Here is an 18,953-nt window from a genome sequence, read left to right as displayed (position 1 = left end):
GTCCTGGACGTCCTTCCACGACTGATCGACGGGGATCACCGCGACTCGCCGGCCGTTGCCGTGAACGGGGCCCGTGTCTCCTCGAAGCACGTCGATCGCCGGATCACCCCTCCCCCACCGGAAGGTGAACCCGCCGAGGAACAACCACTGGCACGGAATGCGGGCCACCACTCACCGCCCGCAGCACGGGCAGCCGCACGCCAGGAAGTGGTTCTCCGCGTGGAAGTCGACCGCGTCCTCGGCGATCTGATCCATGTCCGCGACGACCCGGAAGCAGGCCGGCCCACCGACCGGGCACACCAACCACCTGCGACCGTCGACGAGAACCGTTGTGCGTTCCCGCTTTTCGCATCCGACCGGCGACCTCGGGGGCTGTGCGGCACCGGGCCGCCCCTCGCTCAACATCACCATGACGCGAAATTAAACGCAGCGGAGACCGCAATTCCAGTTCTAGTCAGGACCTCGCATAAACTCGTCGGCCACCGAATTCAGAAGCCGCCTGGCATCATTTTCTGAAACCGCCCGCTCCCGAAAGTAGTCGAACACGTTAAGGTGATACGAGATATCGCGGTAGTCCCGCAAGGCGACGGTTCCGGAGAACATTTCAACGGTGGCCAAGCGCTCGTCGTAGATCACGAATATGTTCAACGGCGGTGACGTGATCGGGGCTGTGTGCGGCAGGATTGCCAGGTCCACGTTCGGCCGCTCGGACACGGCAGCCATGTGCCGGAGCTGCTTCACCATCACTGACGCGGGCGCTTGCTTCAGCCGCACCGCCTGCTCCGTCAGCAGGAAGCGAAACGTCCGCGATTCATCGTCGAGGACTTCCTGGGCTTCCATCCGAGCTTTCACAGCGCGGTCGACGTCGCGCGCGGTATCACCCTCGATGACCGGAGTGAGGACGCTTCTCGCGTACTCCGCAGCCTGAATGAGACCGGACGGGATGACCGGGAGAAAATGTCGAACCGTCGTGGATGCTTCGCAAAGCGCCTTGATCTCGGCCTGCCGCCGCCAGATCCCCAGCCGGGCCGCCGAACGAGCCGAGACGTAATCAACATTTGCCGATCGCGCGGCCGTGAGGATGTCAAGTTGAGCGTCCGCCGGGACATCGAGCGCCTGCATGATCCGTTCGACATCGGCAACGCTGGGAAGGACCCGCCCAGATTCGATCCTGCTGATCTTCGACTGGGACATGGCAGCACGAGCGGCCAGCCTCTCCCCAGAGAGCCCGGCCGCTTTGCGCAACTGCTTCAGCGAATCGGCTAAATCCCTGCGATCGCGCTTCTCGTTCTCAGGTTCGAGCATTGAACTCGCGGAAGGGAACCGCGTGCGCAAGTGCTGTATCGCGCCACTTCCGGTACTTCGAGAGGTCCGGGTTTTCGAGCTGCTCCCGGTTGATCATCGTACCGTCAGGGTTGAAGTTGAGATCAACGACGATCTCATCGTCGAAGAGCCAGAAGTCCTGAGACGGCAGATCAAGGTCGAGTTCAGTCAGATCTAGGATCCGGATGTCCTCCCCAGCCTTGATGTTGCCGGGAATCGCCCACTCGAACTGATGCCGCAGGTACTCGGTGAGCGGCCTGCGGACCACGCGGACACGTCCCATGGACACACCACGCTCGACATAGCTCGAAACACGCTCGTGCCAAGCGGAGTTGAATCCCTCAGGCATGGGTTCCCCAGCACGCCAGAGCTCCAATTCCTCCTGCTCACCAGGCATGGTGTAGGTCGGCTGAGCCTCGAATCGCCATGCTGAGCTTTGACAATTCGCGAACCGCTCACGCAGGTTCGAGAGGAACACTTTTGACCTCCTGAAGGGCTCCAACTGCGGCAAGGACAACATCCGGGGGAAGCTCGACGGCGGCCTCCCCATCTCCCAGGGTGAGCCCTTCCGCGCCCACGTCGACCGGCACCCCCTGGATCACGGCCGTCCCCCTGTCGGACACGTACACGGCAGGACAGTTCTCGTCCTTGCACTCTGTCACCTTGGATAGCTTCATGGCTCCATGATTCGTCGAGCTGAAGCGGTCGATCAAGCTCCGGGAAGTTTTATGCGCGATGTTGGGTAACCATCACCCGCATGTGCCACGCCGGAGGCCATCAGAGCAGGCCGAGGACCGCGAGGGCTGCTGCTGCGTCTTGGACTCCGATTCCGACGCTGTTGTAGAAGATGAGTTCTTCGGCGGACTTTCGGCCCGCGGCCTGGGCGGTGAGGACCGCGCCGAGCGAGGTCAGGCCGTCGCGGTCGAGGTCGCCGGTTTCGAGGGCCGCCATGATCGGACCCGCGTGGTGGGTGGCCGTGTCGACGTCGTCGACGACGATCGTGTCGGCGGTGCGCAGGAGGTCGCCGTCGACCTCGCGCCGGTGGGGCTCGAAGCTCCCGACGCTGACCACCGTCGCGCCCGGGGCGAGGTCGGCGGTCGCGATGACGGGGTCCGGGCTGAGGGTGCAGGCGACCACCATCGCCGCGTCGCGGACCGCGTCCGCGGCGGTGGCGACCGCGCGGACGTCGAGTCCGAGCTCGGCGGTGAGTGCGGCGGCGGTCGACTCCCGGCGGGCCGCGTCGCGGCTGTGGATCCTGACCTCGCTGAGCGCGCGGACGCGGGAGAGGGCCCGGACGTGGGCTCGGGCCTGGACGCCCGATCCGATCACAGCGAGCACGCCCGCGTCGGCGGGTGCCAGGGCGTCGAGGGCGACCGCGCTGCCGGCGGCGGTGCGGATCTCGGTGAGGGTCGTGCCGGACATCGTCGCGGTGAGCGCGCCGGTCTCCGCGTCGAGCACCAGGACCGTGGCGTTGATCGACGCCAGGTCGCGATCGGCGTTGCCGGGGTTGACCGAGACGAGCTTGGCGACCGGTCCGTGCCGGGGCGACAGGCGGCTCAGGTACGACAGGACCGTGTCCTCGCCCGTGCGGATCGCTGTTTTCGCAGCTTGTTGCGCTTCTCCCCGGCCCAGGGATTCGAAGGCCAGGCGTTGCGAGGCGATCGCCGCGTCGTAGTCGAGGGAGGCGGCCACGTCCGCGTCGCTGAGGAGGTCCATGCGCACCGACGTTGGCACATCCGTTCGCCCACCGGAAGACAGCACCAGCGACGCTGGGTCTCAGCACGACGAGAAATCACTCTTCTGATTCTCAACAGAGCGTGCTCCGGCGTTCTACGGTGATCTGAGCGTGGTCCCGAGCAGGAAGAGGTGCATGTCGGTGCAGGCGACGTTGAGCTCCGTGATCGGTCCGGACGCCCCGGAGGTGATCGACGGCGGAGGCGAGTACCTCTCGAAGAACCCCGCGAACCTCGACGACGTGGTCGCCAAGGTCGCGCTGGGCACCCCCGAGACCCTGGTGGCCGCGACCGAGCAGGCCCATCGCGCCCAGAAGGAGTGGGCGCAGGTCCCCGCTCCGGTGCGCGGCCGCGTCATCGCGGGCCTGGGACGACTGGTCGAGGCCAACAAGGAATCGCTGGCCCGGCTGGTGACCCGCGAGATCGGCAAGCCCTACGCCGAAGCGCTCGGCGAGGTGCAGGAGATCGTCGACACCTGCGACTTCTTCCTCGGCGAGGGCCGCAGGCTCTACGGGCAGACGGTGCCCTCGGAGATGCCGGACAAGCAGCTGTTCACCTTCCGCGTGCCAGTCGGGGTGGCCGTGGTGATCACCGCGGGCAACTTCCCGGTCGCGGTGCCGTCCTGGTACCTCGTCCCGGCGCTGCTGTGCGGCAACGCGGTGGTGTGGAAGCCGGCCGAGTACGCGGCCGGGGCGGCGCGCGCGGTGGCCGAGCTCGCGTGGAAGGCCGGCGTGCCCAAGGGCGTGCTCAACCTCGTCTACACCGACGGCGAAGCGACCTTCAAGGGCCTGGAGGCCTCGCTGCAGGCGGGCACGGTGAACAAGGTCGGCTTCACCGGTTCCAGCGCGGTCGGCACCCGGGTCGGCGAGCTGTGCGGGCGCCACCTGCAGAACCCGTGCCTGGAGCTGGGCGGCAAGAACCCGATGATCGTCACCGAGGACGCCGACCTCGACCTGGCCGTGGAGGGCGCGCTGTTCTCCGGCTGGGGCACCGCCGGTCAGCGCTGCACCTCGCTGGGCAACCTCATCGTGCACCGCGACATCAAGGACGAGTTCACCTCGCGACTGGACGCGGCGCTGCGCGCGGCCACCGTGGGCGAGCCCGGCGGTGACGTGCTCTACGGGCCGATGCTGGACCAGAAGTTCGCCGACAACTTCGAATCCATCCTCGACACCCTGCAGCCGCACCACACGCCGCTCGGCTCGGATGCGGTCGGGCGCATCACCGACGACAAGCCGCGCAAGGGCTTTCGCGGCGATGCGGGTGCCGGACTGTATTACCACCCGGTTCTGGTGGACGGGATGCGCACCGACGACCACATCTTCCGCAACGAGACCTTCGGTCCGATCGTCGGCGTCACCACCTACGAGACCCTCGACGAGGCGATCGAGCTCGGCAACGCGCCCGGCTACGGCCTGTCGGCGGCGATCTACACCACCGATCCGGCCAAGGCGTTCCGATTCCGGCAGGGCATCGGCGCGGGCATGGTCAGCGTGAACAACTCGACCTCCGGCGCCGAGGCGCACCTGCCGTTCGGCGGCAACGGCAAGTCCGGCAACGGAAGCCGCCAGTCGGGCATCTGGGTGCTCGACCAGTTCACCCGGTGGCAGTCGTTGAACTGGGACTTCTCCGGCAAGCTGCAGAAGGCCCAGATGGACGTCGACACCGTCGAGCCCGAGATGGACTACCGCCTGCCCCCGGAACTCGGCGGGAATTGATGCTTCCGCCCGCAGCGGAGGTGGTGGTCGTCGGCGGCGGGGCGGTGGGCGTCAGCACCGCCTTCCACCTCGCCGAAGCCGGCGCGGACGTGCTGTTGCTGGAACGCGGCGAACTCGGTTCGGGCAGCACCAGCAAGGCGGCCGGAGGTGTCCGGGCGCAGTTCTCCGATCCCGTCAACATCGAGCTCGGGAAGCGCAGCCTGCGGGCCTTCGAGGACTTCGCTCGACGGCCGGGCGGCGACATCGACCTCAAGCAGCAGGGATACCTGTTCCTGCTGTCCGAGCCCGCTGATGTCGCCGCCTTCGAACGCGGTGTGGCGCTGCAGAACTCGCTGGGCGTGCCGAGCCGGATGCTGACGGTGCAGGAGGCGTGCGAGCTGTCTCCGCTGGTCTCGCCCGAGGGTCTGCTGGCGGCGGCCTACTCGCCCACCGACGGGCACTGCACTCCCGAGGGCGTCGTCGGAGGGTACGCGCGGGCCGCCCGCGAGCACGGCGCCGTGCTGCGGCGCGGCGTCGAGGTCACCGGTGTCGAGACGACCGGCGGGGAGATCAGCGCCGTGCGCACCGACGCCGGGACCGTGCGCACCTCGACGGTGGTGTGCGCGACCGGAGCGTGGTCCGCGGCGGTCGGCGAGTTCGCCGGAGTCGAGCTGCCGGTGCGTCCGCTGCGCAGGCAGATCCTGGTCACCGAGCCGATGCCGGACCTGCCGCCGCGGCTGCCGTTCACCATCGACTTCGCCACCAGCTTCTACTTCCACGAAGAAGGCCCCGGCCTGCTGGTCGGCATGTCGGACCCCGACGAGGAGTTCGGTTTCCGGCTGGGCACCGACGACCGCTGGCTGGGGCGGCTCAGCGAGGCCGTCGCGCACCGCGCTCCCCGCGTCGCCGAGGCGGGCGTGGCGCACGGCTGGGCCGGGCTCTACGAGATCACTCCGGACCACAACGCGCTGGTCGGCAACGTCGGCCGGTTCTTCTACGCGACCGGTTTCTCCGGGCACGGCTTCCTGCAGAGCCCGGCGATCGGCGAGGTGATGCGGGACCTGGTCCTGGGCCGCACACCACCCATCGACGTCTCCGGTCTCGACGTGCGCCGATTCGACGGCGCCGAGGTCCGGCCCGAGCACAACTGCGTGTAGGAAGGGACAACCGTGGTTGATCTGTTGCAGGAGATCGACGAGTGGGGCCCGGAGAAGGTCGTCTGCGTCTCCGACGCGCGCACCGGGATGCGGGGCGTGCTGGTCATCGACAACACCGCGCGCGGCAGCGGCAAGGGCGGCACGCGGATGGCCCCGGGCGTGACCATCGGCGAGATCGCCCGGCTGGCGCGGGTGATGACCTGGAAGTGGGCGGCGGTCGATCTCTTCCACGGCGGCGCCAAGGCCGGCATCGCGGCCGATCCCGATTCGCCGGACAAGGAAGCGGTGGTGCGGGCGTTCGCGCGACGCCTGGCCGACCAGATCCCGGCCAGCTACGTCCCCGGACTCGACATGGGCATGACCGAGCACGACGCGGCGATCATCCAGGACGAGCTCGGCGATCGCGGTGCGGCCGTCGGCGTCCCGGAGGCGCTGGGCGGGGTTCCCTACGACCAGCTCGGCGTGACCGGGCACGGAGTAGCCGAGGCCGCCGTGGCAGCGCTGCAACGAGCGGGCAAACCGGTCTCCGGGGCCCGGATCGCGGTGCAGGGCTTCGGGGCGGTCGGCGCGGCCACGGCCGCGCGGCTGCACGAGCTGGGCGCGCAACTGGTCGCGCTGTCCACGGCGGACGGTTCGGTGCACGACCCCAACGGTCTCGACGTGCCCGCGTGGCTGGCCGCCAAGGCGGAGTTCGGCGACACCTGCGTCGCGAAAGCCGCACCGGCGCAACGCATCGCGCACGGCGAGGAGTTGACCGTGGACTGCGACGTGCTGATCCCCGCCGCCCGCCAGGACGTCATCGACTCCTCGGTCGCGTCCCGCATCCGCGCAGGGCTGGTCGTGGAGGGCGCCAACCTGCCCACCGGTCCGGCCTCGCGCGCCGCGCTGGCCGCCCGAGGGGTGGAGATCGTGCCGGACTTCATCGCCAACGCCGGTGGCGCCATCGCAGCCGGATTCGCGATGGACGCGCGGTATTCCGCGTTCCGGCCCGAGCCCGCCAGGATCCTCGACGAGGTCGCGACCCGGACCAGGCGCAACACCCTGCTGGTGCTCGACACCGCGGCGGAGACGGGGGTGCTCCCGCACGCGGCGGCCCTGGAGATGGCCCAGCAGCGGGTGGGCGAGGCGATGCGGCTGCGCGGACGCCTGCCCGTCCCGGCCTGAACCACCTGAGGAGTCGGCGTGCTCAACCCCATTCACCTGCGGACCTTGCAGGAGTGCGTGCGCACGGGCTCGTTCGCCGAGGCCGGGCGGACGCTGGGCTACACGGCTTCGGCCGTGTCGCAGCAGATGGTGCTGCTGGAGCGGGCGATCGGGGCGCCGCTGTTCGAGCGCTCGGCCCGGTCGGCCCGCAGCACCGCGCTCGCGCTGCGGCTGGCCGACCGCAGCCGGGACGCGCTCGGCGCGCTGGACTCGCTGGAGCGCGAGGTGCGGGCGATGGTGGTCGGCGAGGAGGGCAGCCTCCGCCTCGCCTCCTTCGCCACCGCCAACTCCCGCGTGCTGCCGGACGTGCTCGCGGCCGTGATCTCGCAGCGGCCCCACGCCGAAGTGCAGCTCGACGAGGGCGAACCCGACGAGGTCGTCGACGGCGTCCTGGACGGGGTGCTCGACGCAGCCCTCGTCTTCGAGTACGACCTCGATCCGCGCCAGTGGCCGATCGAGCTGTGCGCGGAGGAGCTACTGGCCGAACCGCTCCGCGTGGTCCTGCCCTCCTCGCACCGGTTGGCGGGCCGGGGCCGGGTCGAACTGCCGGACCTGGCGGGCGACAACTGGATCTGCACCCGCCAGGACACCGCGGGCGCCCGCTCGCTGGTCCGGCTGGCCGCCGCGGCGGGTTTCGCTCCGCGCATCACCTTCCGCAGCAACGACTACTCCGTCATCCGCGACCTGGTGCGCCGGGACCTCGGCGTCGCCGTCTTACCGGCGCTCGCCATCCCCCGGGAGCAGCAGGGCGTGGCCCGGATCATCGGGTTCGAACCGCATCGGCGGGTCAAGGTCCTCTACCGCAAGCAGAACACCAACCCGCTGCTCCCGGTCGCCCTGGAATTCCTCGCCAAGTCCTGCACAGCGGTCGCATCCGAGTGGGAGCAACCATGACCGAACCCGTCGACGAACACTTCCTCCAGTCGGTCACCCACCTCGATGACCGGATTTCAGTGGAACCCGGTGACCGGATTTCAGTGGAAATCGGAACACCGAGTTCCGCTGAAATCGGGTCGACCGGTGTCACGTGCGAGGAGCTGGTGGCGTTGTTCGACTCCCAGGCGGGGAGTCGTCACCTTGATTTCAAGGCTCGTGAGCTGGGGAAACGTGGTGTGGGTTTCTACAGCATCGGGTCGTCCGGGCACGAGTCGAACGCCGCTGTGGCGGCGGCGCTGCGGGTGAGCGATCCGGCGCTGCTGCACTACCGGTCCGGGGCGTTCTACCTCCAGCGGGCCAGGGCGGTCGCCGGGAGCACCCCGCTGATGGACGTCCTGCTGGGCGTCGTCGCATCGGCGGACGAACCGATCTCGGCCGGTCGGCACAAGGTCTTCGGCAACGCCGACCTGTCGGTCATCCCCCAGACCTCCACGATCGCCTCGCACCTGCCGCGCTCGGTGGGACTGGCGTTCGCGTTGGAGCGCGGCGCGAAGCTCGGAGTGCCGGCTGAGTGGCCCGCGGATTCGGTCGTGGTGTGCAGCTTCGGTGACGCCTCGGCGAACCACTCGACCGCCACGGGTGCCATCAACTCCGCGCTGCACTGCGGTTTTCAGGGGCTCCCGCTGCCGCTGCTGTTCGTGTGCGAGGACAACGGGATCGGGATCAGCGTGCGCACGCCGTCGGGCTGGATCGCCTCGACCTACCGGGACCGGCCCGGACTGCGGTACTTCACCGCCGACGGAGCCGATCCGGTCGAGTGCCTGCGGGTGTCCCGGGAGGCCGCCGACTGGGTGCGCGAGCACCGCGCACCGGCGTTCTTGCACCTGCGCACGGTCCGGTTGATGGGTCACGCAGGCTCGGACGTCGAATCGGCGTACCGGTCGCGCACCGAGATCACCGCCGATCACGAGCGCGACCCGCTGCTGGCGACCGCGAAAACCCTCATCTCCCAAGGCGTTCTCACCCCCGACGAAGTCCTCGCCCGCTACGAGGCGGTACGAGCGGAGGTCGCGGCTGTCGCCGAGGACGCGCTGAGCCGTCGCAAGCTCGGCAGCGCCGCAGAAGTCATGGCCTCCGTGCACGCCCACTCCCCCGACGCCATCGCCGCCCGCACCGCCGAGACCCCACCCAACCGCGCCACGACCTTCGGCACCGCGCCCGAGGACGAGGGACCGCTGACGCTGGCTCAGTCGATCAACCGCTCCCTGGCCGAGGAGCTCGGGCGCGACAGCCGCGTCGTGGTCTTCGGCGAGGACGTCGCGCGCAAGGGCGGCGTCTACGGCGTGACCCGCGGTCTGCGCAAGAAGTTCGGCGGCAGCAGGGTTTTCGACACGCTGCTGGACGAGCAGAGCGTGCTCGGCACGGCGTTGGGCGCGGGTTTGGCGGGTCTGGTGCCGATCCCCGAGATCCAGTACCTGGCCTACCTGCACAACGCGGCGGACCAGCTGCGCGGTGAAGCGAGCACGCTGAGCTTCTTCTCCAACGGCCGCTACACCAACCCGATGGTCGTGCGCATCGCCGGTTACGGCTACCAGAAGGGCTTCGGCGGGCACTTCCACAACGACGACAGCGTCGCCGCCCTGCGCGACCTGCCCGGTGTCGTCCTGGCCTCGCCGTCCCGGCCGGACGACGCGGCGGCGATGCTGCGCACCTGCGTGGCCTCCGCCCGCGAAGACGGACGGGTCTGCGCCTTCCTCGAACCCATCGCCCTCTACCACACCCGTGACCTGCACGAATCCGGCGACGACGGCTGGTTGGCCCGTTACCCGGCACCGGGCGAGCACCACGTGCCGATCGGTCGCGCCCGGGTCTACGGCGACGGGGAGGACCTGACCCTGGTCAGCTTCGGCAACGGAGTCCCGATGAGCCTGCGCGTCGCCGAACGACTCCGGCGGCAGGGCGTGCACGCCAGAGTCCTCGACCTGCGCTGGCTCGCCCCGCTCCCGGCCGAGGACCTGCTCGAGGCCGCCGAAGCGACCGGCAACGTGCTGGTCGCGGACGAGACCCGCCGCAGCGGAGGGGTTTCCGAGCCCGTCGTCACCGCGCTGGTCGACGCCGGGTTCAGCGGCCGGATCGCTCGCGTGACCAGTGAGGACAGCTTCATCCCGCTCGGCGCGGCGGCCTACCACGTGCTGCTCGACGAGGACACCATCGAGACCGCCGCGCTCAAGCTGATCGGCTGATGAGCGCCTCGCCGATGAGTCGGGCCACCTGCGGGTAGGCGCCGGGGTTCGGGCCGGCGTAGTTCAGCCGCAGGAAGCGGCCGGTCGGTTCGGCGGGGAACCACTCGTCGCCCGGAGCCACGACGACCCCGGCGGTTTCGCAGTCGCGCACGAGCGCGGGCAGATCGGTGGTGTCCGGCAACCGCACCCAGAGGTTGAGCCCGCCTGCCGGGACGTCCAGGTGCGCCCCGGGAACGTGCTCGCGCACGGCCTCGGCCAGCAGGTCGCGGCGGGCGGCGAGTTGCTTGCGGAGATCCCGCAGGTAGGTGCGCCAGGCCGGTTGGGTGACCACCTCGAGGGCCACGGCCTGCAGCATGCCGCTGACGTAGACGGCCTCGGACTGCGTGTCGGCGAGGATCCGCTCCCGCGCAGGTCCACGGGCGATGATCCCGGCGATGCGCACCGACGGCGACACGGTCTTGGTCAGCGAACGCAGGTAGACCACGTGCCCGTCCTCGTCGCGGGCGGCCACCGGGACCGGGTCGGTGGTGATGCCGAGATCGCGGGCCCAGTCGTCCTCGATCAGGAAGGCTCCGTGGCGGCGAACCGTGTCGAGCACCTCCTCGGCCAGGCGCGAGGACCACTGCACGCCGGTGGGGTTGGCGTAGTTCGGCTGGGCGTAGAAGGCGCGCGCACCGGTGCGCTCGAAGGCGCGGGCGAGCTGGTCCGGGTCGGGGCCGTCCGGTCCGCTCGGGATCGGCACCGCCTGCACGCCGACCTGGGCGGCGGCCACGATCGCTCCCCAGTACGTGGGCGACTCCATCAGCAGCGGACGACCGGCGCCCACCAGCGCGCGGAAGATCGCGCTCAGTCCGCTCTGGCTGCCGGGGAAGATCACCACGTCGCCCGGGACCGCCGTGCCGAGCTCGGTGGCGAACCACGCCTGCAACTCCGGGACGCCGGCCGTGGCGGGCCGGTCGATGACGGCGTCGCTGCGGGCGGCTCGCGTGAACGCGGACCGGACCAGCCGCTCGGGTAGCAGTTCCCGGCACGGGTACCCGGAGTGCAGCGCGATCACGTCGTTGGGCGCGGGCCGCATGGCGGTGGACAGCGTGGGGCGGCTGTTCTTCGGCGACCCCAGCGCGGCGGTCTGCCAACCGAAGTCGCTCGGCCGGGCGACCCGAACCGAGCGTACGAACGTTCCAACACCTGGGCGGCTTTCGACCAGACCTCGGGACGCGAGGGTGCGCAGCGCCTTCTGCACGGTGACCGGGCTGGCCCCGTGTTCCGCGACGAGCTCGCGCGTGGAGGGCAGTTTCGCGCCCGGCTGGGCCGTGGCCATCCACTTGCGGAGTTCCGCGACGATCCGGGAACTGCTATCGTCCGACATGACAGCCAATAGTAGCGCTACTGCACTCCGGGAACCGGTGCTATCCCCGCCTCGCGCGGGACTGGCCTGGGGGTTCCTCGGCGTCGTGGCGTTCTCGTTCACCCTCCCGCTCACCCGCATCGCCGTCGACGGCCTCTCGCCGCTGTTCATCGGAGCCGGTCGTGGTGCCGTCGCCGGACTCATGGCCGTCGTCGCGCTGCTGGTCACCCGGCAGGCTCTGCCGCGCGGGACCCAGTGGGTGCGTGCCGCGGTCGTCGCGGGCGGTGTGGTCGTGGGATTCCCGTTCCTCACCTCGTACGCGCTCGCCAGCACCCCGGCCAGTCACGGCGCGGTCGTGATCGGCGTCCTGCCCGCGGCGACCGCCGTGATGGCGGTGCTGCGCGGGCACGAACGGCCGCCGAAGGCGTTCTGGATCATGGCCTCGCTGGGGGCCGTCGCGGCGGCGTCCTTCGCCTCGCTGCAGGGACTGGGCGGACTGCACCTCGCTGACCTGCTGCTGTTCGGCGCCGTCGTCGCCGCGGCGATCGGCTACGCCGAGGGCGGACTGCTCGCCCGGGAACTCGGTGCCTGGCAGACGGTCTCGTGGGCTCTCGTGCTGGCCGCGCCGGTGATGATCGTGATCACCGGCGTCGAAATGGCCGAGCACCCGCCGAGCGCGACCCCTGTGCAGTGGGCGGCCTTCGCCTACCTGGCGGTGATCAGCCAGAACCTCGGATTCCTCGCCTGGTACCGGGGTTTGGCGATCGGCCCGATGGCCCAGGTCAGCCAGATCCAGCTCACCCAGCCGGTGATGACCATCCTCTGGGCCGCACTCCTGCTGGCCGAACCCCTCACCTGGCCCACCGCCCTCGGGGCCCTGGCGGTGGTCCTCTTCGCAGCGCTCTCGGTCCGCACCCGCCTCACACCCTGACGGGGGCGCCTCCGGTGTCGACGAGCGTTGGCCGGGGGCGCGTTGGGTCCGCCCCCGGCCACACCTCCGAGGTCAGGAGGGGTCGCCGAAGACCTTGCCGGGGTTGAAGATTCCGGCCGGGTCGAGGGCGTTCTTGATGTCGTGGTGCATGTCGATGACCTTCGGCGACAGCTCGGCGTGCAGCCCCTTGCGCTTGAGCAGACCCACGCCGTGCTCGCCGGTGACCGTGCCGCCGAGGTCGATGGCGTCCGCGACGATGTCGTCGAAGGCGCGCTGGGCGCGCAGCCGGGCCTCGTCGTCGCCGGGCGGGGTGATGATCAGCGGGTGCAGGTTGCCGTCCCCGGCGTGGGCGATGTTGGCGATCTGCGTGTCGTGCCGCTCGGCGGCGGTCTCGATGCGCCCGAGCATGTCGGGGACCAGAGCGCGCGGGACGCAGACGTCCTCGGTGAGCAGCGGGCCGAGCCGCTCCAGCGCCGGGTAGGCCAGGCGGCGAGCCGAGAACAGGGCGTCGGCCTCCTGCTGGTCGGTGGAGCGCGCGCTCCAGGTCGCACCCGCTTGCTCGAAGCAGCGCACGAGGGTGTCGACCTCCTGCTCCCCCGCCTGGCCCGGCGTGTCCGAGCGGCCTAGCAGCAGCACGTTGGCCTCGGCGGACAGGCCCATGTTCTTCCACTCGTCGACCGCGCGAAGGCAGTGCTGGTCGAGCAGCTCCAGCGCCGAGGGCACCACCCCGGCCGCCGCGACCGCGGCGACGGCCTCACCCGCGGCGACCAGCGAGTCGAAGTAGCCGACCACGGTGCGCTCCGGCGCGCGCAGGCCCGGCAGCAGCTTCACGGTCACCTCGGTGACCACGCCGAGCGTGCCCTCGGAACCCACGAACAGGCCGCACAGGTCGTAGCCGGCGACTCCCTTCGCCGTGCGCCGGCCCAGCCGCACGACCTCGCCGGAGCCGACGACGGCCTCCAGGCCGAGCACGTAGTCCCTGGTCACGCCGTACTTCACGCAGCACACGCCGCCCGCGTTGGTGGAGACGTTGCCGCCGATGGTCGACCACGGCGAGCTCGCCGGGTCCGGCGGGTACCAGGCGCCGTGCTCGCGGCAGGCGGCGCGCAGGTCGTCGTTGACGACACCGGGCTGGACCACGGCCAGCTGCTCGCGCGGGTTGATCTCCAGGATCTCGTTCATGCCCTCCAGGGAGATCAGCACGCATCCGTCGATGGCGTTCGCGCCGCCGGACAGGCCCGTCCCGGCTCCGCGCGGCACCACGGGCACCCCGTGCTCGGCGCAGGTCTTGACCGCGGCGACGACGTCCTCGGTGCTGCGGGCGCGCACGACCGCGAGCGGCTTCCCGTAGGGCGCCCACTCCGCTTCGTCGTGGGAGAAACGTCCGGTGGAGTCCGGATCGGTCAGCACCACCTCGTCCGGCAAGGCCGAGCGCAGTGCCCGCAACGCCGCGTTGTCCGAGTTGTCCACCATCGATGACCTCCCACTTCACGAACCGCCCACACACTAACTCCGTGAACAGGCCGTGGAACGGGAGGTCTCAGGAGCCGTTCAAGCATGCGGCGGAGCCGCATCCTCTTCCCCCATCCAAGAAACCCGCACCGCCGCGGGTTCTTCAGCGCCTTCGTGGCGAGTACGCCGGGACGCCGCGTATTGACATACTCAAGGAGCGGCGCACGGAGACCACGAAGGCGCTCAGGTTCCGCTACCCGCACCGCCACGCAAGGCAATTCCTCAACAGCGCTCACCCGAGCTCGGGGAAGCGGTGCGCCCAGATCTGCCGGGAGCCGCTGATCGGATCGGACGCCAGGGAGAGCGGCACGTTGAAGATCCGGGTCTGCCGGTCGGTGAGCTGGTAGCCCGGCCAGCCGGGATCACCGGTGGCGGCGAACGAGGTCCAGGCCCCGCGGATGGCGGCGGACAGCTCCTCGAACCCGGCGGGCGAGACACCGAGCATCGCCAGCGCCAGCGGGTCGTCGAGGCTGCCGAAGGTGAACGGGACGTCCAGCCCGTGCGTCGCGCCGAGCAGGCCGTCGCGCTGCGGGGTCTCCCAGGTGAACTCGTACAGGAAGCCGCGCCCACCGGCCGCCGCTGCCGCCTCGGCCATCCACACCGCGGGCATCCGGAACAGCCTGTCGCTGAGCAGCAGGGTGTAGAGGTCGGTGTCGGCCACGCCCGGGTTCGCCGACCGGTACTCGGCGACCGTCGTCGACGGCAGGTGCAGGTCATCGACCAGTCGCTGCACGTCGCGCGCCTCGGCGGGCAGGTCGATGGTGAACCCGGTGGCCTCGTCGCGGTTGAACCCGGCGATCACGTCGACGCCGTTGGCCGCGCCACCGCGCATGGCCACCCACGGCAGCTCGGAGAGCACTTCGCCGTCGAGGACGACGTTGTAGGGCGTGCTGTTGGTCCAGGCCGCGCGGTTGCGGTTGATCTCCGCCATCGCGTGGGCCTGCGCCGCGTGCAGGTCTTCGGGCGGGACCTCCGCGAGCGCCGCGGTGGTCGCGGGCACGCCGAGCCGTCCGGTGATCAGCTCACCGATCTTGCGGTTCTCGGCCTCGTCGCAGTACATCGCCGCCGGGCTCTGCGCGATGGCGCGGCGGAACAGTCCGCGCCGCGCGGAGCCCGCGACCAGGGTCGCCACCGAGACCGCGCCGGCCGATTCGCCGAAGATCGTGACGTTGTCCGGGTTTCCGCCGAAGGTGATGATGTTGTCGCGGACCCAGCGCAGCGCGGCCAGCTGGTCCAGGATCCCGCGGTTGGACGGGGCGTTGTCCACCCAGCCGAAGCCTTCGTAGCCGACGCGGTAGTTGATGGTCACCACGATCACGCCGTCGCGCGCGAGCTTCGCCCCGTCGAAACCGTCCGTCGAAGCGGTTCCTCCCAGGTACGCGCCGCCGTGGAACCACACCATGACCGGCAGGTGGCCGCCGCGATCGGGAGTCCAGACGTTGACGGTCAGGCAGTCGGTCGAGTCACCGGGCCGCCAGCACGCGGGGAGCGCGGGGTCCAGCACGGCCTGGGGCACCGAGGCGCTGTAGCCCGAGGCGTCCCGGAGGCCGTCCCAGCGCTGCGGCGCCACGGGTGCCTGGAACCGGCGCGCACCGTCCAGCGGCGCCGCGTAGGGAATCCCCTTGAACGACATGACATCGCCGTCGGAGGTTCCGCGCACGGCGCCGTGCTCGGTTCGAACGATGAGGTCCACGCCTCCATATAACCAGCCGAAGTTCGATAACGAAGGCGGTTTTCCAGCGTCCACGTCTCACGTCCCGTCGCTGAGTTCGGCGACCGCCTGCGGCAGCGCCTCGGCGAGCTTCTCCAAGTCCGGCAACGCCGCCCGGTTCGCCTGCACGCCGATGTGCACCGTGCCGCGGAACTGCGAGACCGCGATCGACAGCGAGTGTCCGGAGGCAAGCGGGGCGAGCGGGAACAGCTCGGCGACCTCGGCGCCGTCGAGCGCGGCGTGGAAGGTCGGTAGCGGGACGTTGGTGACCATGGTGTCGAACAGCAGCGGCGCGCCCTGCGCGACCAGCGGTGTGGCCACGTGGTGCAGCACCTGCGGCAACCGGCCGGCCAGCACCGGGAACGCCCCCGGTCCGCGCAGCGGTCCGGCGCTCTTGTTGCCGCTCATCTCGGCGCGGATGGACGCCAGCCGGGTGGCCGGATCGGGTTCGTCGACCGGCAGCTCGCACAGGTATCCGGAGAGCTGGTTGTTGCCGCTGCGGGGCTGGTTGCTGCGCCTGCGGCACACCGGGATCAGCGCGCGCACCGGCACCTCAGCGGACTCCTCGCCGCGCGCGGCCATCCAGATCCGCAGCGCTCCGGCGATGACCGCGAGCACGACGTCGTTGTTGGTGCCGCCGCCGTGCCGGGAGCGGATGCGGCGGATGTCGGCGAGGTCGATGGGCACCAGCGCGAGCCGGCGGGCCGGGGACGTCGAGGCGTGCATCGGCGAGGACTGCACGGGGATCCGCATGTTGCGCATCACCGATGCTGCGATCCCCAGCGATTCGCTCGACTTCGACAGCGTGCCGCGCAGCGCCCCGACCAGCTTCTCCGGCCGGCGGATCAGCCCGAACGCCTCGTCCAGCGGGTTCGGCGGCGGGGTCGCGGGGGTGTCGGTGAGGTCGGTGAACTCGTCGAGCAGCCGGACCCCGACCTCGACCGCGTCGTGCCCGTCGACCAGCGAGTGGTGGAACTTCATCAGCACCGCGAACCGGTTGTCGGCCAGCCCGGTGATCAGGTGCAGTTCCCACAGCGGGCGACGCTGGTCGAGCGGATCGGCGATCAGCTCGGAGGCCAGGATCGCCAGCTCCTCCCGGCCGCCCGGCGCGGGGATCTCGTGGTCGTAGACGTGCCCTGAGGCGTCGAAGTCGCGGGCCTCGCGCCAATGCGGTTGCAGCCACGAGCGCTCCAGCCGCATGCGCAGCCGGGCGATGCGCTGCGCGCGCTCGGCCAGCAGCCGCCGCAACCGGTCCCGGTCGACCGGGCCTTCGGAGCGGAACACCGCGACGGCGCCGACGTGCATGGGCGTGTCCTCGTGCTCCATGCACAAAAAGGCCCAGTCGAGTGGCGTGAGTTCACTTCTGGATGGCGTCTCTGTTGCGCTCATCGCCTATTTCCCGTCAACAATGAATTGGTCATTCGCTTTACAAATAAGTTTCTTATCGGTCCGCGGGGCGCGATTGCGGACCAAACCGAATCCGGTTCGCAATCCGACGATCTGATGAACCGGCAGTCCTGCGGACGAGCACGAACATGCTGGTGGCGACGACATCGACGGGTTCCTTCCGGTGCTGTCGGCGATCGGCGTGCGCGCACCGAACACTGCAGCGATGAGGGTTTTCGGTTGGACGCACGAGCGTTATTCACGTACCGGTGCGCCGGTGCACGATTCGTCATCGTAACCGCTGACGAGTGCATCGACCTTAGCGAAGAAATGATCGGTTGAGAACGACCGACATCGCCCGCGTTGAACCCCGGAAGAGTTTTGATCACTTCGTTCGGTGCCCGTCTCCGCTCAGGCGATCACCCGAAAGCATGCAGTAACGCCGCTGATCCCGCCCCGACGGACGAAGCGATGACGCCGAACACCGGAGCGGAACCCGCGGAGCAGCCGGATTCTCACTCGAACGCTGCCCTGGAAAGCACGAGACCCCGCCTCCGCAGGCGTGTCGCGCTGCGGGGGCGGGGTCGCGTGATTCCCAGCCGGGTGGTCTGGCTACTTGCCGGGCTCCCAGTGCTCCAGCATCGCCGCGAACGTCTCGAACGCGGGAGCGTTGTAGCCGTAGGGGGCTTCCAGGTGGATGCTGATCGGGAAGCCGAGGTCGTGCACGCCGTCGACGACCCGCTTGTAGAGGTCGACGACCGCCTGCTTGCGCTGCTCGAAGCCGAGCTCGGCGGTGCGGGCGACGAACTCCTGCTCGGCGGCGACCGCCGCGTTGCCCGGGTCCTGGATGAGCCACTGGATGAGCTTCTTGTTGCCCTCCACGCCCGGGATGAACCCGAAGGACAGCAGGATCTCCGGGCGGTGCGGCGTCGTGCGCGCGAACTCCTTCAGAAAGTCCACGATCGCGTCCGAGTACAGCAGCTGCGTCATTCCGTAGGTGGCGCCGCGCTCGCACTTGAACCCGAACCGGCCCTGCTCCCCTTCCCGGGTCGGGATGAGGATGGACCCGCGGTGCGGGACGACGTCCTGGAACTTGGTGAGAGCGTCGGTCGGCGGTACTCCGGGGCCTTCGCCGTCGGCCATGTTCCGGGGCACGCCGACGAAGGCGATGCCGTCCATGTCGGCGTCGCGCAGCGCCTGCAGCCGCTCGGCCAGCGCGCGCTCGTCGTGGAACGCGGTGACCTGCGTGCACAGACCGCGCAGGTCGCCGAGCTCCGGGCGGATCGTGCGCCAGAAGTCGATGGTGTCCATCTTGGGTCGGAAGTCGACCGGGCGGTCGCCGTCTTCCTGGATGATCCCCGGGATCATCACGTGTCCGATGCGGCCGGTCAGCCCCGAGTTGCGGCTGAGCTCGGCGATCTTCTGACCCTCTTCAACGGCCCTCTGCACACCGCCGTCGAGGTCGGGCGGAACCAGTTCGAGTGCGATGGTGGTCATGTCGGCCTCAGGTATTCCTTCTGTCGACTTCGGTCACCGCAGCGCTTCAAGTGGATTCGCCTGCGAACCTGCGCGTGTGCGACAGGGACCGTTTTCTTTCAAGGAGAAGGTTTTTCGACGCGACCGGCGGGCTGTCGCGGACACCCCGCCTGGCTATCGCGGAACCGGGGGTGGTCACCGCCCGCGGGGAGCGGTGACCACCGGCCGGATCAGTAGCGGTAGTGCTCGGGCTTGTAGGGGCCCTCGACGTCGACGCCGATGTAGGCGGCCTGTTCCTTGGTCAGCTTGGTCAGCTTCACACCCAGAGCGTCCAGGTGCAGACGCGCGACCTTCTCA

At 69.9% G+C, this 18,953-nt stretch carries 17 protein-coding genes; 6 read left to right on the top strand and 11 right to left on the bottom strand.

Annotation, left to right across the window (positions count from 1 at the left end; translation table 11 throughout):
- Nucleotides 1–171 precede the first annotated feature (171 nt).
- From E1181_RS09610 to E1181_RS09590, 5 genes are all read right to left on the bottom strand, one after another.
- Nucleotides 172–411: a hypothetical protein gene (locus E1181_RS09610; protein WP_132673630.1), complete on the bottom strand. Its 240-nt coding sequence runs from the start codon at nt 409–411 to the stop codon at nt 172–174.
- Between the two features lie 39 nt (nt 412–450).
- Nucleotides 451–1,305, bottom strand: coding sequence for a helix-turn-helix domain-containing protein (locus E1181_RS09605; RefSeq protein WP_132673629.1), 855 nt, complete (start codon nt 1,303–1,305; stop codon nt 451–453).
- Entirely contained in the window at nt 1,292–1,801 is a 510-nt protein-coding gene (locus E1181_RS09600; RefSeq protein ID WP_132673628.1) for a DUF6879 family protein, read from the bottom strand. The genes E1181_RS09605 and E1181_RS09600 overlap by 14 nt, the downstream gene beginning before the upstream one ends.
- Entirely contained in the window at nt 1,779–2,000 is a 222-nt protein-coding gene (locus E1181_RS09595) for a hypothetical protein (RefSeq protein WP_132673627.1), read from the bottom strand. The genes E1181_RS09600 and E1181_RS09595 overlap by 23 nt, the downstream gene beginning before the upstream one ends.
- A gap of 100 nt (nt 2,001–2,100) precedes the next feature.
- Nucleotides 2,101–3,039, bottom strand: a complete 939-nt coding sequence (locus tag E1181_RS09590; protein ID WP_132673626.1) for an ornithine cyclodeaminase family protein — start codon at nt 3,037–3,039, stop codon at nt 2,101–2,103.
- A 154-nt stretch (nt 3,040–3,193) separates the two neighbouring features.
- On the opposite strand from E1181_RS09590, the gene E1181_RS09585 reads away from it, so the two are divergent.
- The 5 genes from E1181_RS09585 (at nt 3,194) to E1181_RS09565 (ending at nt 10,232) form a co-directional block, all read left to right on the top strand.
- A complete protein-coding gene (locus E1181_RS09585; protein WP_132673625.1) occupies nt 3,194–4,774 on the top strand; it encodes an aldehyde dehydrogenase family protein in 1,581 nt (526 codons plus the stop codon).
- On the top strand, nt 4,774–5,910 hold the full coding sequence (locus tag E1181_RS09580) for an NAD(P)/FAD-dependent oxidoreductase (protein ID WP_207922083.1): 1,137 nt from the start codon (nt 4,774–4,776) through the stop codon (nt 5,908–5,910). The genes E1181_RS09585 and E1181_RS09580 overlap by 1 nt, the downstream gene beginning before the upstream one ends.
- 12 nt (nt 5,911–5,922) lie before the next feature.
- On the top strand, nt 5,923–7,074 hold the full coding sequence (locus E1181_RS09575) for a Glu/Leu/Phe/Val family dehydrogenase (protein WP_207922082.1): 1,152 nt from the start codon (nt 5,923–5,925) through the stop codon (nt 7,072–7,074).
- An 18-nt stretch (nt 7,075–7,092) separates the two neighbouring features.
- A complete protein-coding gene (locus tag E1181_RS09570; RefSeq protein ID WP_132673623.1) occupies nt 7,093–8,007 on the top strand; it encodes a LysR family transcriptional regulator in 915 nt (304 codons plus the stop codon).
- A 218-nt stretch (nt 8,008–8,225) separates the two neighbouring features.
- The gene (locus tag E1181_RS09565) at nt 8,226–10,232 is read left to right on the top strand and encodes a thiamine pyrophosphate-dependent enzyme (RefSeq protein WP_235876651.1); all 2,007 of its coding nucleotides are present in this window, start codon (nt 8,226–8,228) and stop codon (nt 10,230–10,232) included.
- Here the strand turns inward: E1181_RS09565 and E1181_RS09560 are convergent.
- Nucleotides 10,216–11,601 carry an aminotransferase-like domain-containing protein gene (locus E1181_RS09560; RefSeq protein WP_132673621.1) on the bottom strand — a complete coding sequence of 462 codons (1,386 nt, stop codon included), beginning with the start codon at nt 11,599–11,601 and terminating at the stop codon, nt 10,216–10,218. The genes E1181_RS09565 and E1181_RS09560 overlap by 17 nt on opposite strands.
- Before the next feature lie 37 nt (nt 11,602–11,638).
- Between E1181_RS09560 and E1181_RS09555 the strand changes: the two genes are divergently transcribed.
- Nucleotides 11,639–12,511, top strand: coding sequence for a DMT family transporter (locus E1181_RS09555; RefSeq protein WP_207922081.1), 873 nt, complete (start codon nt 11,639–11,641; stop codon nt 12,509–12,511).
- Nucleotides 12,512–12,583: 72 nt separating this feature from the next.
- On the opposite strand, the gene E1181_RS09550 is transcribed toward E1181_RS09555, so the two are convergent.
- From E1181_RS09550 to E1181_RS09530, 5 genes are all read right to left on the bottom strand, one after another.
- A complete protein-coding gene (locus tag E1181_RS09550) occupies nt 12,584–13,984 on the bottom strand; it encodes an FAD-binding oxidoreductase (protein ID WP_132673619.1) in 1,401 nt (466 codons plus the stop codon).
- A gap of 271 nt (nt 13,985–14,255) precedes the next feature.
- Nucleotides 14,256–15,716, bottom strand: a complete 1,461-nt coding sequence (locus E1181_RS09545) for a carboxylesterase/lipase family protein (protein WP_165944575.1) — start codon at nt 15,714–15,716, stop codon at nt 14,256–14,258.
- Between the two features lie 57 nt (nt 15,717–15,773).
- Nucleotides 15,774–17,123 carry a wax ester/triacylglycerol synthase family O-acyltransferase gene (locus tag E1181_RS09540; protein ID WP_132673618.1) on the bottom strand — a complete coding sequence of 450 codons (1,350 nt, stop codon included), beginning with the start codon at nt 17,121–17,123 and terminating at the stop codon, nt 15,774–15,776.
- A gap of 609 nt (nt 17,124–17,732) precedes the next feature.
- Complete coding sequence (locus tag E1181_RS09535; RefSeq protein WP_132673617.1) at nt 17,733–18,617, bottom strand: mycobacterial-type methylenetetrahydrofolate reductase; 885 nt, start codon at nt 18,615–18,617, stop codon at nt 17,733–17,735.
- Nucleotides 18,618–18,826: 209 nt separating this feature from the next.
- Nucleotides 18,827–18,953 (bottom strand): adenosylhomocysteinase (locus tag E1181_RS09530; protein ID WP_132624608.1); only part of this gene is annotated, 127 nt, incomplete at its 5' end.

Origin of the sequence: Saccharopolyspora terrae (assembly GCF_004348435.1) — a bacterium.
Lineage (GTDB): Bacteria > Actinomycetota > Actinomycetes > Mycobacteriales > Pseudonocardiaceae > Saccharopolyspora > Saccharopolyspora endophytica.
The sequence above is the reverse complement of the archived record's forward strand: the minus strand, read 5'-3'. Positions and strand labels throughout refer to the sequence as shown.

What these genes read in the sequence shown, in the direction of transcription:
- E1181_RS09580 (WP_207922083.1), top strand. Translation starts at nt 4,774, where the DNA reads ATGCTTCCGCCCGCAGCGGAGGTGGTGGTCGTCGGCGGCGGGGCGGTG.
- E1181_RS09605 (WP_132673629.1), bottom strand. Translation starts at nt 1,305, where the DNA reads ATGCTCGAACCTGAGAACGAGAAGCGCGATCGCAGGGATTTAGCCGAT.
- E1181_RS09550 (WP_132673619.1), bottom strand. Translation starts at nt 13,984, where the DNA reads ATGGTGGACAACTCGGACAACGCGGCGTTGCGGGCACTGCGCTCGGCC.
- E1181_RS09585 (WP_132673625.1), top strand. Translation starts at nt 3,194, where the DNA reads ATGTCGGTGCAGGCGACGTTGAGCTCCGTGATCGGTCCGGACGCCCCG.
- E1181_RS09610 (WP_132673630.1), bottom strand. Translation starts at nt 411, where the DNA reads ATGGTGATGTTGAGCGAGGGGCGGCCCGGTGCCGCACAGCCCCCGAGG.
- E1181_RS09590 (WP_132673626.1), bottom strand. Translation starts at nt 3,039, where the DNA reads ATGGACCTCCTCAGCGACGCGGACGTGGCCGCCTCCCTCGACTACGAC.
- E1181_RS09535 (WP_132673617.1), bottom strand. Translation starts at nt 18,617, where the DNA reads ATGACCACCATCGCACTCGAACTGGTTCCGCCCGACCTCGACGGCGGT.
- E1181_RS09540 (WP_132673618.1), bottom strand. Translation starts at nt 17,123, where the DNA reads ATGAGCGCAACAGAGACGCCATCCAGAAGTGAACTCACGCCACTCGAC.
- E1181_RS09595 (WP_132673627.1), bottom strand. Translation starts at nt 2,000, where the DNA reads ATGAAGCTATCCAAGGTGACAGAGTGCAAGGACGAGAACTGTCCTGCC.
- E1181_RS09560 (WP_132673621.1), bottom strand. Translation starts at nt 11,601, where the DNA reads ATGTCGGACGATAGCAGTTCCCGGATCGTCGCGGAACTCCGCAAGTGG.